The organism is Caldibacillus debilis DSM 16016, from assembly GCF_000383875.1.
Taxonomy (GTDB): Bacteria; Bacillota; Bacilli; order Bacillales; family Caldibacillaceae; genus Caldibacillus; species Caldibacillus debilis.
Genome location: NZ_KB912881.1, coordinates 89,642 through 105,737, shown reverse-complemented (window position 1 = coordinate 105,737; position 16,096 = coordinate 89,642). Strand labels below are relative to the sequence as shown.

Genomic DNA, 16,096 nt, shown 5'->3' with positions numbered 1-16,096 from the left:
GTACGCCCGGCATGGGTGTGACGCTATAGGGTGAAAGTCCCGAACGGGGGCTGGCGAGCGCCTACCGTTAGCTGAAGGCAAGGGTGTCCGCTGTGAGGCGGAATCCGAAGGAAGCTGGAGGCAAACACTCGACCTGAGGTACACGAACCCAATCGGAGGCCGTCACAGTCGGACGAGTCTGCGAAACAAGACGAAGTCCCAAGCCGCCAAGGGCTGTGGAGGTATATTGGGCAGGTGCATGAGTGGAAAGTGTCCGCCCTTATCCGGGGAGGCCTGTACGGAACGCCTTCTGACGATGGTAACCAGAACCGAAAGGTTCTATTGAACGTACAGGAGTCAGCAGAGGCCATAGTACTGGAGTAAGGGACGCCTGAAACAGGAAGGGCCGAACGTCAACTCAGGGGTGAATCAGACTCTTTCGAGATGCTGTGCGTGGAAGCAGAATTCCCCTTAGGAACTTGACTGAGGAAAGATGGGTGAAGCCCGGAGGTCCTCAGTCAAAGGGCTGAGCACAGCCCGGCAAGACCTGAATCTCATCCCGCGGAAGGAGAAGAACTGAAATGGCTCTGTTGGAACGCATCTTAGCGAGAGACAACCTCATCACGGCGCTCAAACGGGTCGAAGCCAACCGGGGAGCGCCGGGAATCGACGGAGTATCGACTGATCAACTCCGTGATTATATCCGGACGCACTGGAGCTCGATTCGAGCCCAACTCTTGGAGGGAACCTATCGGCCGACGCCTGTCCGCAGGGTCGAAATCCCGAAACCCAACGGCGGCATACGGCTGTTAGGAATTCCCACCGTGATGGACCGGTTGATCCAACAGGCCATCCTCCAGGAACTGACGCCGATCTTTGACCCGGACTTCTCTCCCTACAGCTTCGGATTCCGTCCTGGCCGCAGCGCCCATGACGCCGTTCGGCAAGCGCAACGATACATCCGGGAAGGATACCGGTATGTCGTGGACATCGACCTGGAAAAGTTCTTTGATCGGGTCAACCACGATATCCTGATGAGCCGGGTTGCCCGGAAAGTCAAAGATAAACGCGTGCTGAAATTGATCCGCGCGTACCTGCAAGCCGGCGTCATGATCGGAGGGGTGAAGGTGCAGACGGAGGAAGGGACGCCGCAAGGCGGGCCGCTCAGTCCTCTGCTTGCGAACATCCTTCTCGATGATCTGGACAAGGAATTGGAGAAACGGGGACTGAAATTCTGCCGTTATGCAGACGACTGCAATATCTACGTAAAAAGTCTACGGGCAGGATTACGGGTGAAACAAGGCATCCAACGGTTCTTAGAGAAGAAGCTCAAACTCAAGGTCAATGAGGAGAAAAGCGCCGTGGACCGTCCGTGGAAGCGTACGTTTCTTGGATTCAGCTTTACACCGGAACGGGAAGCACGCATTCGCCTCGCTCCCAAGTCGATTCAACGCTTTAAACAGCGCATTCGACAATCAACTAATCCCAACTGGAGTCTCCCAATGGAAGAACGCATTCGTCGCGTGAATCAATACACCATGGGATGGATGGGGTATTTCCAACTCATCGAAACCCCATCCATTCTCAGGAACATGGAGGGATGGGTGCGTCGACGGCTTCGACTGTGCCTATGGCTCCAATGGAAACGGGTGAGAACGAGAATGCGCGAATTGAGGGCACTGGGGCTGAACGAGAGAACGGTTTTGGAGATTGCGAATACCCGAAAAGGGGCATGGCGGACAACAAAAACTCCTCAACTGCACCAAGCACTGGGAAAGTCCTACTGGAAGGCCCAAGGTCTCAAAAGTTTGACGCAACGATACTTCGAACTCCGTCAAGGTTGACGAACCGCCTAGTGCGGACCCGCATGCTAGGTGGTGTGAGGGGACGGGGGTTAGCCGCCCCCTCCTACTCGATCTTCCCGGTTGCGCCGATAAACGTCTATTCGGCCATTTTTTCCAAATTTCCGTTTTTGTCCATTTTAAAGGTGGTGGCCGGACGTTCTTCCTCTTCGAACAGGACCAGCTTTCTCGCCCGGTTCATGATTTTCATGATCGTTTCGTAGTCTTCCTTCATCGCTTCGGCTTCCCGCTCCAATTCTTTTATTTTATTTTCCAGTTCTTCCGCTTTTTTCTTCAAATCTTCATTTTCCCTTTTCAAACGTTCGTTTTCCAGTTTCTCCGAACCGGATTGCAGGGTGGAAAGGTGCAGATTTTGCAAAAATTGGATGACATGGGGCAGCGTCAGGCTTTCGCCGGGATGGGAAACATCCTGGGGCCTTTCCCCGCCGCCTCCGCTTCCGGCGGCTTCGTCCGCGTCCATGACAGCGGGAGCCGCGAGCAGCTTCAATTCCTCTTCAGACGGCATCGGCGGTTGATAGAGTAGTTTTTTCTTGCCGGAGTGATCCTTTCCCAAGTACCTTTGCCGCTGTTTCCGCTGCTTTTTGGCCAGTTCCAGCGCCTTTTCGTATTTTTTGCGGACGACGGCGTTCCAGCGGAACCCGCAGGCGGCGCTCGTCCGGTTCAACTTGTCCCCGACTTCCTCGAAGGCGTTTAGTTGGGTGCTCCCTTCGCGCACATGGCGCAGAACGGTTTCGGCAAGAAGCAGGTCATTTTCTTCCGTCCATGCATCTTGGCGAACTTTCATCTTCTTCAACTCCCTGATTTTATTTTTGGATGTTTATCGCGTTACTAATCAGCATGGACAATTTTTTTTTGATTTATACAATAAGAGATGAAAGGATACTAGTTTCGGAAAGGGCGCATGTCTTCCGGAAGGAACGGCGGTTTTCCGGTTTTGCCGCCCGATTCCTTGATATGGAAAAAAAATATCTGTAAAATACGTTTTAGTTACATCATCGTTCATAACGGCCGCAAGGGGCGTTCCGGGAAGCGGCTGTTCGGATACGCTTTTTGCCGCGGCGGGAATCCCCGTTGCGGTTCCTCGGAAAGGAATGTCCGGAGATGGCCAATGTCTTCAGGGTGTGCGGCGACTGCCAGGCGGTTCATTTAAAAACCTTAATCCCGAAGCTGAAAAAGATCGATCCGGATGCGGAGATACAAATCGGGTGCCAATCCTATTGCGGCCCGGGGAGAAAGAAGACCTTCGCCTTCGTGAACAACCGCCCCGTCGCCGCTTTCACCGAAGAGGAATTGGTGGAAAAGATCAAGGGAAAATTGGGGCTGTGAAGAAGCGTCCTTTTGATCCCTCGTGGTTTTGCGAAACCCTTCCGAAACATCCCGGTTCAGCAGAAAAGGAACGTTTATGGGATGTTTCTTTTTTACCGAAAAACCGCCTTCCCGCGGGCGGAGAAAAATGAAGGAAGATGATTGCCCATGGCGTACGCTGCGGAAAAATTGGATGAAGAAAAGGTGTTTAAGGATCCGGTTCACCGTTACATCCACGTTTCCGACCGGGTCATTTGGGATTTGATCGGCACGAAGGAGTTCCAGCGCTTGCGGAGGATCAGGCAGCTCGGAACGACCTATTTGACCTTTCACGGCGCGGAACATAGCCGGTTCAGCCATTCCCTCGGCGTTTACGAAATCGTCCGCCGCATCGTCGACGACGTGTTTGACGGGCAAAGGGAATGGAGCGGGGAAGAAAGGCTCCTTTCCCTCTGCGCCGCCCTTTTGCATGATTTGGGGCACGGCCCCTTTTCCCATTCCTTCGAAAAGGTCTTTGACCTGGACCATGAAAAGTTTACCCGGGCGATCATTTTGGGCGACACCGAAGTCAACCGGGTGCTCCGCCGCGTCGGGAACGGCTTTCCGGAAAAAGTGGCGGAAGTGATCGCCAAAACCTATCCGAACAAATTGATCGTAAGCCTGATTTCCAGCCAGATCGACGCCGACCGGATGGATTATTTGCTGAGGGATGCCTATTACACCGGGGTCAGTTACGGCCATTTCGACATGGAACGGATCTTGCGGATCATGCGCCCCTACGAAGACCAGGTGGTTTTCAAAAAAAGCGGGATGCACGCGGTGGAAGATTACATCATGAGCCGGTACCAGATGTATTGGCAGGTCTACTTCCACCCGGTAACGAGGAGCGGGGAAGTGATTTTAAACAATATCCTGCACCGGGCAAAAAACCTGTACCGGAACGGCTATCCGTTCAAACATCCGCCGGTCCATTTCCTCACGTTGTTCGCCGGCGGCATCTCCCTCGATGAATACCTGCATTTGGACGAATCGGTCGTTTTCTATTATTTCCAGGTTTGGCAGGAGGAAGAGGACCCGGTCTTAAGGGATCTGTGCGACCGCTTTATCAACCGCCGGCTGTTCAAATATACCGAATTCGATCCGGCGAAAGAATACCCAAAATATCTTGAACTCGTATCCTTGTTTAAAAAGGCGGGCATCGATCCGGAATACTATCTGGTTATCGATTCTTCCTCGGATCTTCCCTACGATTTCTACCGCCCGGGGGAGGAGGGGGAACGGCTGCCCATCTTTCTCCTAATGCCGGGAGGGGAACTGCGGGAATTGTCCCAGGAATCGGAAATCGTCGAAGCCATCAGCGGGAAAAGGCGAACCGATCACAAATTGTATTTTCCCCTCGATTTTCTGCTGGATGAATCGTCAAAGAAAAACGTGAAACGGACGATAAGAAAATTGCTGAATATCCCGTGATCCGGGATACCATCCGCTGGGAGTGGAAAGCGATGCTGTTGGAACATGCGAAAATCTTGTTTGCCGTCAGGGCCTCGGGGGAAATCGCCGGCCGGAAAAAATTCCAAAAAATGATCTATATCGCCAAGAAGCTAAACTTCCCTTTCCAGGAAAAATTCGACTTCCATTTTTTCGGCCCCTATTCCGAGGAGCTGTCCCTCCGGATCGAAGAGCTGGTGAATATGGGCTTCCTCGTGGAACGGGCGGAAAAGATCGGCGGCTACGTGCAGTACAGGTATTCCATCACCGGTTCCGGAGAAGAATTTTTGAAAATGTTTCCGTTGGAAGAGGATTTTCCGTTCTTAAAACCTTGCTTTTTGGATATGAATGAAAAAAGCGGACGTTTTTTGGAACTCGTTTCAACCGTCCTTTATTTTGAGTCGTTGCCGAAATTTGCGGTGACGGAAAAGATCCATTCGCTAAAAAGCAAACAGGGATATACGGAGGAAGAAATCGACCAAGCCTATGAATATATTGCCCGGCTGAAGGAGCTGTACAAGGCGGACGATGACAGCCGCGAAAAGATCCGCATGTAACGGCGGCAGCCGCGGGAAGAACCTCGCGTGAAAATGGAAGGGAGCATCCCTCATTCAGCCGGCGTCCTCCCGGACGAAGCCGGAAGGCGGGACGTCCCTTTGGCTCCGCCGGGACGGGGCCCCCGCCGGAAAACGGCGCATCCCTTCACTTTTTCAGGCGCAACATTTTCGGGGAGCGGATGATATGGAAGGATTCATTCAATTTTTGAATTCGATTTTATATTATGATTTGCAAAGTCTGCCGTTTATCGTCATTTCGCTTTTGATCGCCTTCACCGTTCACGAGTTTTCCCATGCCTATTTCGCTTACAAATTCGGCGATCCGACGGCGAAAAACCAGGGGCGACTAACCCTCAATCCGATCAGCCATCTCGATCCGATCGGAACGGTCGTTTTGCTCATTGCCGGGTTCGGCTGGGCAAGGCCGGTTCCGGTCAACCGTTTTTATTTTAAAAACCCGAGGCTGGCGGGGGTGGTCGTTTCCGCGGCGGGGCCGTTAAGCAACCTCCTCTTGGCTTTTATCGGGGGCGCCTGCCTGTTTCTCCTGTTTTCCGCCTTTTCCGGATCGGTGTGGGTCCCCTATGCGGCCCAATTTTTCAACGTGTTCATCCAATTGAATCTCATTCTCTTTGTGTTTAATCTGCTTCCGCTGCCTCCCCTGGACGGTTACCGGATTGTGGAAGACCTGGTTCCCGCCCATGTCCGGGTGAGAATGGCGGCCCTGGAAGCGTACGGACTGATCATCTTTCTCGTCCTGATTTTCGTCGACCCCCTTTATCATTTGACGATCGGACCTTTGTTCCAATACGTGGTCCCCGCCCTGTATCATTTCATCATCGGCATCTTCCTGGGAGTCTTCGCCTGACGGACGCAAGGAGGGTTGGAAAAATGGCGGAAGAAAAAGAAGAAAAAAAGGAGAAAAAACAGATCCAATTTACCATTATTAAAAACGATCCGACGGACGGGCACAGGGGCTTCGGAACCGGTGTCCTGAACCTGGAAAACGTGACGCCGGTCTTCATCGACGTGGAAGAAAGAAGGGCCTTCATCGACATGGGCGGAATGCATGCGCGAAGCCAGGTGGAAAGGGGGATCAAGTTTCTCCCGAACAAGGAGGAAGTGCCGAACGGAAAACCCTATTGGCTGGTGTGGGTGACGGTCGAGCGGAAGGAAGAAGGCCCCTATTATCACGGCGTGACCGCCTGCGAGCTGACCGTCGACCGTTCCATCCGGAGGGGGTACAAATCCCTGCCCGAGCATGTGAACCGGATGGACAAATCGTTAAAAGGCCACATTATCGTCAGCCACATGGACAAGGAATCGAAGAAGGTGCTCGCCGATTTTCTGAAAAACCACGATCCGGGCATGTGGGAGCGTTCCGATGAAAAACTGAAAAAAGATTTGGAGGAAGAATGAGCCGGTTTTCCGGATCCGGCCCGGCGGGTATTGACCGGGTTTCCCGCCCGTCGGAGAGCCGAATGTTCCCCAAAACGAACGTTCGGACATCATCCGTTCCCGCGCTATGAAAGATTCGCGGCAGCGCCGGAAGCTTCGGAAGTTTTTTCCGGAAACGAAAAACGCAGCCATCCCCCGGGAGGGGCCATCGGCTGCGTTTTCTTTCACGGTCATTTTTTTCCGGGAACAGATGCCTGTTCCGGCTCGACTTTTTCGGGCAGGCTAGTCGAACCAGTCGAAAAACCGCCGGTACCAAGGCTTCCCTGCCTTTTTCCCGTCCTCGATCTCCCGGTGCCGGGGTTCCGCGCCTTTTTCCGAATCGGGCGGGAGATGGGGATGTTCCGCGCAAAATTCGGTCGGCTCGGTGTTTTCCACATAATAGGTCAGCCGTTTGACCGGGCAGGAATCCGTGGCCAAAAGCCCGGTGGTGGGATCGATCCAAACCCCGGTCACCCCCTTCGGCGGCTGGAAAGAGCGGAGCGGTTTCCCCTTCAAGGCGTCTTCCATGAACCCGATCCAAAGATTTTTGGCGAAGGCCTTTTCCCGGCTGCCCGCGATGGCCCGGTTATCGTCGTACCCCGTCCAGACGGCGGCCAACAGGTCGGGCGTAAACCCGATCATCCAGCTGTCCGTATTGGTCGACCCGGATTTTCCCGCGTAGATCCGCGTGGCCTTCTTCAGCATCGAACTGCCGGTGACCGCGGCGTAACCGTTCAGCTTCGGGTCGAACATCCCCGTCATCATATGGGTCATGACAAATGCGGTTTTCGGATCCAACAGCTGCCGGGTCTTTTTTTTATATTCGTAGATCACCTGTCCGTCCTTGCCGACGACCTTTTGAATGAAGCGGGGTTCGACCGCCGTTCCGCCGTTGGCGAAGAGGCTGTAGGCTTTGGCCATTTCGATGACGGACACCCCCGAGGTGCCCAAGGCGAGGGACGGAACCGCCTCCTGCTTCGACGTGATCCCGAATTTCTCCATATATTCTTTCAACGTTTCCATCCCTAAAAAAAGATGGGTTTTCACCGCATAAATATTGTCGGACAGCGCCAGGGCCTGGGCCATCGTCAAATTCCCTTCCGCGTAGCGGCCGTTGAAATTTTTCGGCGCGTATTGCCTGCGCCCTTCGTCGTAATAGAAGGTCGTCTCTTCGCTCCGCAAGGTGGAGGACGGGGTGAAGCCGTGCTCCAGGGCGGCGAAATACAGAAAGGGCTTTACCGTGGACCCCGGCTGGCGGATGGCTTTCACCGCCCGATTGAAGCTGGACTCGGCGTAATCCCTTCCCCCGATCATCGCCTTGACGAATCCCGTTTGCGGATCCATGGCGACCAGGGCCGCCTGGATGCCGGAGCCGGCGGGGGAGGTCTTCGCCATGTTTTCTTCCGCCGATTTTTGCATTTTCGGATCCAGGGACGTATACACTTTCAGGCCGCCCAGGGCGATCGTCCGCTCGTCCAGCCCCATCACCCGTTTGAGTTCCTGCTGGACGGCATCCTGAAAATAGGGGGCGATTTTTTCCCGGACCGGATGTTTTCCCGCGATGTGAAGCTCTTCCCGAAAGGCTTCTTCCGCCTCTTCTTCGGAAATCATCCCGTTTTCCGCCATTTTTTTAAGGACGAGCTTCTGCCTTTTCTTTGCCCGCTCGAAGGAGATGACGGGAGAAAAAAGGGAAGGCCCCTTCGGAATGCCGGCCAGGATCGCGGCCTCGGCCAGATCGAGATCCTTCGCCTTTTTTCCGAAATAAAACCGGCTGGCGGCTTCCACCCCGTAGGCGCCGTGGCCGAAATAGATCGTATTGAGATAGCCTTCCAATATTTCATCTTTCCCGTAATTGGCTTCCAGCCGGATCGTATAGAGAGCCTCTTTGATTTTCCTTGCCCACGTTTTGTCATGGGTCAAATACAAATTCCGGGCGTACTGCTGGGTGATGGTGCTGGCTCCCTGCACCTTGGCCATCGCTTTCAGATCGGCGAAAATCGCCGCCAAAATCCGTTTATAATCGAAACCCGAATGGGAATAAAAACGCTGGTCTTCAACGGCGATGGCCGCTTGTTTGAAATAGGGGGAGATCTCGTCCAGCCCTACCCAATACCTTTTTCCGCCGCTGTCCGTTTCTCCGATCACCGTACCGTCGTCGGCGTAATAGACCGTGGATTGGGGGACGGTCAAGGGAGGCGGCCCGGCCATTTTGGCGTAGAGGAAGAGGCCCGAATAGCTCAAGAAGGAGAACAGGAGGAAACCCGCCCCGACCAGCAGCAGGATGCGAAAGATTTTTTTGTTTTTGTTGCCGGGGGGATCCGTCAATATTTCCACAGGAAAACCTCCTTTCCGGAAAAAGGCGGGCAAAAAGGGTTTTTTAAAAGTATGGAAAACAAGGGAAAAAATTAAACCCGGAAAACCGGCCGGGGAGGGGAGATTTTTCGGGCAAGGGGAGAGGCGGCCTTCACGCGGGAACCGGGAGGGGATGAACAGGCGAAAAGGGCGGGGGACGGCAGGCGAAAGGGGCCGGGTTTCCGCAGCTGCAAAAGAGGCGCGCCGGACAATTCCCCGCCCTGGGGATCCGGGGATGCGCGCTCCGCGGCCTTAAACCGAAAAAAATCGCGGGAACCGCGCTTTAAAATTTATTTTTCCTTTGCGCGTTTCCCAAGCCGCGGCATGGTTTCCGGCCGCGGGCCGAAAGGATCATCGGTCGGCGTGGGGCCCAGTGTTCAACATCCGACAGGAATGTCCGACATTTTATTTTTCTTCGCGACCGGACGGTTCAACAGCCAAGGAGACAAGGAGAAATGTTCAACATTTTTTGCAAAACGTTCAAAAAACGATACCGTTTGTCCAACATCTTGAATGAATCGTTCGACATTCCCTTTGGCTTTCCGGACGGATGGTCCAACATTTCGACCGGATGGTTCAGCATTTGAAAAAAATTGTCCGACATCGCATGGGAATGTCCGACATTTTCGACGGTCGGTCCATCATTGGAGATTTTTTGTCCAACATGGAAAAAAATTTGTCCGCCATGAAAGAAAAAATATTTATCATCCCGGAAAAAACGTCCATCATCGCGAGGAGAATGTCCGTCATCCCTTCCGGTGTCCGCTATCCGCTGCGATGCGTCAAAGGCGCTGATGATTCCGGACGAAGCGATCCGCGCCCGCCTTTTGCCGGCCGGGAAGATTCGGACGGCCAACGTAAGCGGGCTTTCTCCGTCGCTTTTCGTACGGGAAGTGTGGAAAAAATGGCATTCCCTTTCCCGCCGCTCAAAAAGGGCCCGGATGCCGCTCCGGAAGCCGAACACGACGACTTTGCCCTCGGGCCTTGGACAAAAAATCTCCTTGCATTTTTCGGCCCGTGTTTTTATACTTTTCATGTTTACTTTTTAGGGTGGGAAAAATCGAAAGGGATAGAATAGAAATGGAAAGAAAGGTGGAGACACGGATGAGCGGGCTATGGTTTACGGAATTGCAGACGAAAAATTTCGGGATCACGATGAAGGTAAAGAAAACTTTGCAGACGGAAAAAACCGAATATCAAATGCTGGAAATGGTGGAAACGGAAGAATGGGGGAACATGCTTTTATTGGACGGCATGGTGATGACGAGCCAGAAGGATGAGTTCGTCTATCACGAAATGATGGCCCACGTTCCCCTGTTCACCCATCCGAAGCCGGAAGAGGTTCTTGTGGTCGGCGGCGGGGACGGGGGAGTCATCCGCGAGATTTTGAAACACCCGGAAGTGAAGAAGGCGACCCTTGTGGAAATTGACGGAAAGGTCATCGAGAGCGCAAAAAGATTTTTGCCGGAAATCGCCGGAAAATTGGACGATCCCCGGGTGGAGGTGAAGGTCGCGGACGGATTCAAGCATATCGCCGAGAGCGAAAACCGTTATGACGTGATTCTCGTCGATTCGACGGAACCGATCGGCCCGGCCGTCCAACTGTTTACAAAAGGATTTTACGCCGGGATCGCCAACGCCCTGAAAGACGACGGCCTGTTTGTCGCCCAAACCGACAACCCGTGGTTTAAAGGGGATTTGATCCGGAAGATCTTTGCCGATGTCAAGGAAATCTTCCCGATCACCCGCTTGTATACCGCCAATGTCCCGACTTACCCGAGCGGTTTATGGACCTTCACCCTCGGGTCGAAAAAGTACGATCCGCTGAAGGTGGAAAAGGATCGGTTCTACCCGATCGATACGAAATATTATACGGAAAAATACCATTTTGCCTCGTTCGTTCTGCCGAAATTTGTCGAAGACTTGACGAAATAGCTTCTCCATTTTCCATGAATGAGGGGGGACTCTGGTTGCGATTCGACGAAGCCTATTCCGGAAAAGTGTTTATCGGGAGCTGCCCGGATTTTGAAAAAAGTGAAGCCGTCATCTACGGCATGCCGATGGACTGGACCGTTTCTTTCCGCCCGGGTTCCCGGTTCGGCCCGGCCCGGATCCGGGAGGCGTCCGTCGGCCTGGAGGAATACAGCCCCTATTTGGACCGGCATTTGACGGAGGTCAAATACTTTGACGCGGGGGATATCCCGCTGCCCTTCGGCAACGCCTCGAGGAGCCTGGCGATGATCGAGGAGTTCGCCGGGAAAATTTTGGACCATGGAAAATTTCCCCTCGGCTTGGGGGGCGAACATCTGGTCACTTGGGGGGTGATCCGCGCGGTTCACAAAAGGAGAAAGGATTTTGCCCTGATCCATATTGACGCCCACGCCGATTTGCGCGAGGAATACGAAGGGGAAGAGCTGTCCCACGCCACCCCGATCCGGAAAGCCGTCGATCTGATCGGGCCGGAGAACGTCTTTTCCTTCGGCATCCGGTCCGGGACGAGGGAAGAATTTCAATTTGCCGCCCGGTCGGGCATGCATCTCGCAAAATTTGACGTGGCGGAACCGCTGAAACGGGCCCTTCCAAAATTGAAAGGGCGGCATGTGTATGTCACCATCGATATCGACGTGCTCGACCCGGCCTTTGCCCCGGGAACCGGGACGGCGGAAGCGGGGGGAATCACCTCGAGAGAGCTGCTGGAAACCGTCCGGCTCCTCGCCCTGGCAGATGTCCGTATCATCGGGGCGGACGTCGTGGAAGTGGCGCCGGTTTACGATCCGACCGAACAGACCCAGATCGTCGCCGCCAAACTCGTCCGGGAAATCCTCCTCGGCTGGGTGAAAAAATCCTAGGGGAAGACCCGTCTTCCTCTTCCCGCCGCTTTCGCCAAGAAAATCCGTATGGACGGTTCTCCGCATGATGGGGCCGATTTTTGCTTCCTTTGGCTCGCTTTTTTTAAAGCAATACATCAACATTCCGATCCAATCCCGCCGATTTCCCTTTCTATGGCCGGTTCCCCCGGAGGAGGACGCGCCCGGGAAAGGAAAACGGCCGTGCCATGCGGGGGAATGCCGGTTTCGCCGGCATACAAAAACGGAAACGGGCTGTACAACCTCGACCCCGCTTGCGGAAAAGTGCCGGTTTCGCCGGCTCCCCGCTTTTTACGAACGAGGGTCCGCCTTGCCGCGGCCGAGAAGGTCCTTCTCCGCCGCCTTCAATGATCCCCGGGAAAAGAAACGGCTCCCATTCCCCTTCCTTTAAACACCCCCCGGCTTTTGTTAAAATATTGCTGGGAACGTTTATCGCCGGATCGCCTGCCGCCTCGGCAGGTGATATTGGCTGCCGGGTTTGTCCGCGGCCGGAAGGGGTTTTTCGGCCGGGGTGAAAACGGCGGGATTCCTAAAACGGGAATCTTGAAAGGGAACAAGGTTCCCCGGTTCCCGAGGGAAAATGATTCTTTGGAGGAAAGGGATTCCCCCGGGGGATTCCGCCGGCGAATCGGCTGCCGGCGCCCGGCGGGAGAACCCGTAAAACCGCCGGCGGAACCGCCGGATCTTTTTTGCCGGAACCGTCACCGGCCGGACACCGCCGGTGCTGCATACGGAATTTTCCCTGCAAAAAGGATGTGGTGAAGTGTCATTTTCATTCCCGGTAAAAATATCGTTAAAAACGTCCATTTTTCAGGACGGGGTCCGCGAGGAGTATGAGCTGATCGCTTTTGGGCGTTTTCATAAGAAAGACGGGATTTACTATTTGAAATATGACGAAATCATCGATTCCGGAACGATCCATACGACCGTCAAAATCAAGGAGGATGAAGTCCTCATCCTGCGGTCGGGTTCGTTGAACATGCGGCAGGCGTATAAAAGGGACCGGTTAATGAGCGGGACCTTCGAAACCGAATTGGGGACCTTTTATTTGACGACCAATACGAAGGAACTGGATTTTCAATGGGATCCGGACTTAAAGAAGGGGACGCTGAAAATCCATTACGGGTTGATCATGGAACAGGTGGATGTGGGCACTTACCAATTGACCTTTACCTTCCAGGAGGACGAAAAAGCGGTAATTTGAGGGGCCTTCTCCTCCGGCGCCCGTCTTCCGTTGAAAGACCGGCAGCCGCAAATCCGCCGCCCCGGCTCCCCGCTTTTTAAAAAAATATTGACTGAATGCTCATTCATTGATGTATAATAGACATAAATCCGATGAAAAACGGCCGATCTCGGTGCGGCAAAGGGGATGGGGAATCCCCGTTCGTCCGCCTGCGGTAATAGACGAGGCGTTATTCGGGGACCACAGGAGAAAGGGGTAGATGGGGATGGATGCATTTCTTTGGACCAATTTGCTGGCTGCCGTTCTTGTAACCGCTTACGCCGTTTATCTGTTCGTTTACGTGGTCAAGACGAGAATCGAATATATGAAACTTGGAAAAAAGGCGGAATTCGATAAGCGTCTCAAGGAACGGGTGAAACAGTTCGTCGTTTATGTTTTCGGACAGAAGAAGCTGCTGAAGGACAAAAAGAGCGGCGCGATTCACGTCATGATGTTCTACGGGTTTATCCTCGTCCAATTCGGGGCGGTCGATTTCATCTGGAAAGGGATCCGGCCCGGCTCCCACTTGCCGCTGGGGCCCTTATATCCCTGGTTTACTTTTTTCCAGGAAATCGTCACCCTCCTCGTCTTGACCGCCGTCGCCTGGGCCTTTTACCGCCGTTATATTGAGAAGCTCGTCCGTTTGAAAAGGGGATTGAAAAACGGCCTCGTTCTGATCTTCATCGGCACGTTAATGTTTGCCGTCCTGTTCGGCAACGGCATGATGATGATCTGGGAGGGACGGGAAGCCGGCTGGAGCGAGCCGGTCGCTTCCGCCATCGCCCTCGGGTTTTCCTTTTTGAACAAAACCGGGGCGTTCGTCCTGTTCTACCTGTTTTGGTGGATTCACCTGCTCGTGCTGCTGATCTTTTTGGTCTATATCCCCCAATCGAAGCATTTCCATTTGATCATGGCGCCGGTGAACGTGTTCGTGAGCCGGCCGGATAAACCGGGAAAATTGAACAAGATCGATTTTGAAGACGAATCCCAGGAATCCTTCGGCGTCGGGAAAATCGAAGATTTTACCCGCCTCCAGCTGATCGATCTGTATGCCTGCGTCGAATGCGGCCGCTGTACCAACATGTGCCCGGCGACCGGGACCGGAAAGATGCTTTCGCCGATGGATTTGATCGTGAAACTGCGGGATCATCTGACCAACTACGGGGCTGCGGTCACTTCGAAACAGCCGTGGGTGCCGGGATTTATGTTTTCCGATACCCTGGGGAACCGGCTGGCCTTGCAGGCGGGATCAAGCGGCGGCCAACAGTCGGCGGCGTCGCTCGCTTATCAGCCGAGCCTGATCGGCGACGTTATCACCGAAGAGGAAATTTGGGCCTGCACCACCTGCCGGAACTGCGAAGACCAATGCCCGGTCATGAACGAACACGTCGACAAGATCATCGATTTGCGCCGTTATTTGGTTTTGACGGAGGGAAGGATGAACCCGGACGCCCAAAGGGCGATGCAAAACATCGAAAGGCAGGGCAACCCCTGGGGCTTGAACCGGAAGGAAAAGGAAAATTGGCGGGAACTCCGCGGAGATGTTTATATCCCGACGGTAAAAGAATTGAAGAAAAAAGGGGAAGACTTCGAATATTTGTTCTGGGTCGGTTCGATGGGTTCCTACGACAGCCGCAGCCAAAAGATCGCCCTGTCCTTCGCGAAACTGATGAATATCGCCGGCGTCAAATTTGCCATCCTAGGAAATAAAGAGAGAAACTCCGGCGATACGGCCCGCCGGCTGGGCAATGAATACCTGTTCCAGGAATTGGCCATGGCCAATATCGAAGAGTTCGAGAAAAACGGCGTGAAAAAAATCGTCACCATCGATCCGCATGCCTACAATGTGTTCAAAAACGAGTATCCGGACTTCGGTTTTACGGGAGAAGTTTATCACCATACCGAGCTGCTGTTGAAATGGGTCAAGGAAGGGCGGCTCGTGCCGAAATATCCGGTCAACGAGACGGTCACCTTCCACGATTCCTGCTACTTGGGCCGCTACAACGGCGTCTACGATGCGCCGCGGGAAATTTTGAAATCGATCAAGGGCGTCAAGTTCGTCGAGATCGAACGGAACCGGGAAAACGCCATGTGCTGCGGCGCCGGGGGCGGCCTCATGTGGATGGAGGAGAATACCGGCCATCGCATCAACGTGGCCCGCACGGAACAGGCGCTGAAAGTGAACCCGGATATTATCAGTTCCGCCTGCCCCTACTGCCTGACGATGCTGTCCGACGGTACGAAGGCGAAGGAAGTGGAAGATCGGATCAAAACCTACGACGTCGCCGAAATTTTGGAAAAGGCCGTATGCGGCAACGGGCGACAAACGCTTGTTTCATAAGAAAGCATCCCGATTTTAAAAGCCGCCGGCGCACCCCTTTCTTCCCGCCCGGCTTGTTCATCCCTCTGCGGGAAAGATGGGATGCCTGAAACTCCGGCCGGATTGCGGCTGCCCGGATGGGAAGAAACGGCAGCGGCCTGCCCCGCTTTTCGGAGCGGGGATTTTGTTTGCCCGTCTTTCGCGCATGACCGCTCTGGAACGGCTGAAAACCTGTCCGTTTATGCTTTGCGGACTTCAAATCGTTCGGCGGCTGAAGCCTGTTCCTGTCCCCTCGCAAACCGCATATCGATCAACACGACTGAAGCGTCTTTCCGCAGATTTGCAACCCGCATATTTAATCAAGGAGCCGGAAACGAATTTCCGCGGATTTGCAACTCGCACATCAAACAAAGACGTTCGGAACGGTATCCCTCGCATTTGCAGCCTGCATATGAAACAAAGGCCACTACTGGAACGTCTTTCCGCACTTTTGCAAGATGAAGTCCAAAAATTTGTGTAAAAAGAAGCGGGCGCAAAGCGGATCCATTCCCGGAAGACTGTGTTCCTGGGACATGGAGCGGGAATTTACACAAACATGAGGACTTGACCCTTTTGCAACCCCTGTCCCCCGGCCTTTGGGGCGAAGGATCCCTCCGGACGCCGGACATTTTCGGAAAACGGATGGCACGACGGTTCAAGGATCGTGTAAT

General features: G+C 53.9%; 12 protein-coding genes. 10 read left to right on the top strand and 2 right to left on the bottom strand.

The genetic code is table 11. The features are described from left to right. The first annotated feature begins 560 nt into the window (after nt 1–560). Nucleotides 561–1,823 (top strand): group II intron reverse transcriptase/maturase, encoded by a 1,263-nt coding sequence (gene ltrA, locus A3EQ_RS0105685; RefSeq protein WP_020154220.1) that lies wholly within the window; start codon nt 561–563, stop codon nt 1,821–1,823. A gap of 97 nt (nt 1,824–1,920) precedes the next feature. Here the strand turns inward: ltrA and A3EQ_RS0105680 are convergent, their stop codons facing one another. Further along, a complete protein-coding gene (locus A3EQ_RS0105680) occupies nt 1,921–2,625 on the bottom strand; it encodes an RsfA family transcriptional regulator (RefSeq protein ID WP_020154219.1) in 705 nt (234 codons plus the stop codon). Nucleotides 2,626–2,942: 317 nt separating this feature from the next. Here A3EQ_RS0105680 and A3EQ_RS0105670 point away from each other — a divergent pair, with 317 nt between their 5' ends. The 5 genes from A3EQ_RS0105670 (at nt 2,943) to A3EQ_RS0105640 (ending at nt 6,607) form a co-directional block, all read left to right on the top strand. Further along, on the top strand, nt 2,943–3,167 hold the full coding sequence (locus tag A3EQ_RS0105670; RefSeq protein WP_026499772.1) for a DUF1450 domain-containing protein: 225 nt from the start codon (nt 2,943–2,945) through the stop codon (nt 3,165–3,167). 147 nt (nt 3,168–3,314) lie between these two features. Then, entirely contained in the window at nt 3,315–4,616 is a 1,302-nt protein-coding gene (locus A3EQ_RS0105660; RefSeq protein WP_020154215.1) for an HD domain-containing protein, read from the top strand. A 32-nt stretch (nt 4,617–4,648) separates the two neighbouring features. Continuing rightward, nucleotides 4,649–5,191: a YwgA family protein gene (locus A3EQ_RS20680; protein WP_040369162.1), complete on the top strand. Its 543-nt coding sequence runs from the start codon at nt 4,649–4,651 to the stop codon at nt 5,189–5,191. A gap of 184 nt (nt 5,192–5,375) precedes the next feature. After that, entirely contained in the window at nt 5,376–6,056 is a 681-nt protein-coding gene (locus A3EQ_RS0105645) for a site-2 protease family protein (protein WP_020154213.1), read from the top strand. A 23-nt stretch (nt 6,057–6,079) separates the two neighbouring features. Then, the gene (locus A3EQ_RS0105640; RefSeq protein ID WP_020154212.1) at nt 6,080–6,607 is read left to right on the top strand and encodes a YwhD family protein; all 528 of its coding nucleotides are present in this window, start codon (nt 6,080–6,082) and stop codon (nt 6,605–6,607) included. Between the two features lie 261 nt (nt 6,608–6,868). Here A3EQ_RS0105640 and A3EQ_RS0105630 read toward each other — a convergent pair whose 3' ends face one another. Continuing rightward, nucleotides 6,869–8,959 (bottom strand): transglycosylase domain-containing protein, encoded by a 2,091-nt coding sequence (locus A3EQ_RS0105630; protein WP_020154210.1) that lies wholly within the window; start codon nt 8,957–8,959, stop codon nt 6,869–6,871. Between the two features lie 1,122 nt (nt 8,960–10,081). Here A3EQ_RS0105630 and speE point away from each other — a divergent pair. The 4 genes from speE (at nt 10,082) to A3EQ_RS0105585 (ending at nt 15,407) form a co-directional block, all read left to right on the top strand. Continuing rightward, entirely contained in the window at nt 10,082–10,912 is an 831-nt protein-coding gene (gene speE / locus A3EQ_RS0105610) for a polyamine aminopropyltransferase (protein ID WP_026499770.1), read from the top strand. 35 nt (nt 10,913–10,947) lie between these two features. Then, nucleotides 10,948–11,826 (top strand): agmatinase, encoded by an 879-nt coding sequence (gene speB / locus A3EQ_RS0105605; RefSeq protein WP_020154205.1) that lies wholly within the window; start codon nt 10,948–10,950, stop codon nt 11,824–11,826. 781 nt (nt 11,827–12,607) lie between these two features. Beyond that, nucleotides 12,608–13,048, top strand: a complete 441-nt coding sequence (locus tag A3EQ_RS0105590) for a DUF1934 domain-containing protein (protein WP_020154202.1) — start codon at nt 12,608–12,610, stop codon at nt 13,046–13,048. A 244-nt stretch (nt 13,049–13,292) separates the two neighbouring features. Next, a complete protein-coding gene (locus A3EQ_RS0105585; RefSeq protein ID WP_026499769.1) occupies nt 13,293–15,407 on the top strand; it encodes a (Fe-S)-binding protein in 2,115 nt (704 codons plus the stop codon). Nucleotides 15,408–16,096: the final 689 nt, after the last annotated feature.

What these genes read in the sequence shown, in the direction of transcription:
- A3EQ_RS0105660 (WP_020154215.1), top strand. Translation starts at nt 3,315, where the DNA reads ATGGCGTACGCTGCGGAAAAATTGGATGAAGAAAAGGTGTTTAAGGAT.
- A3EQ_RS0105585 (WP_026499769.1), top strand. Translation starts at nt 13,293, where the DNA reads ATGGATGCATTTCTTTGGACCAATTTGCTGGCTGCCGTTCTTGTAACC.
- ltrA (WP_020154220.1), top strand. Translation starts at nt 561, where the DNA reads ATGGCTCTGTTGGAACGCATCTTAGCGAGAGACAACCTCATCACGGCG.
- A3EQ_RS0105680 (WP_020154219.1), bottom strand. Translation starts at nt 2,625, where the DNA reads ATGAAAGTTCGCCAAGATGCATGGACGGAAGAAAATGACCTGCTTCTT.
- A3EQ_RS0105670 (WP_026499772.1), top strand. Translation starts at nt 2,943, where the DNA reads ATGGCCAATGTCTTCAGGGTGTGCGGCGACTGCCAGGCGGTTCATTTA.
- A3EQ_RS0105640 (WP_020154212.1), top strand. Translation starts at nt 6,080, where the DNA reads ATGGCGGAAGAAAAAGAAGAAAAAAAGGAGAAAAAACAGATCCAATTT.
- A3EQ_RS0105645 (WP_020154213.1), top strand. Translation starts at nt 5,376, where the DNA reads ATGGAAGGATTCATTCAATTTTTGAATTCGATTTTATATTATGATTTG.
- A3EQ_RS20680 (WP_040369162.1), top strand. Translation starts at nt 4,649, where the DNA reads ATGCTGTTGGAACATGCGAAAATCTTGTTTGCCGTCAGGGCCTCGGGG.
- speE (WP_026499770.1), top strand. Translation starts at nt 10,082, where the DNA reads ATGAGCGGGCTATGGTTTACGGAATTGCAGACGAAAAATTTCGGGATC.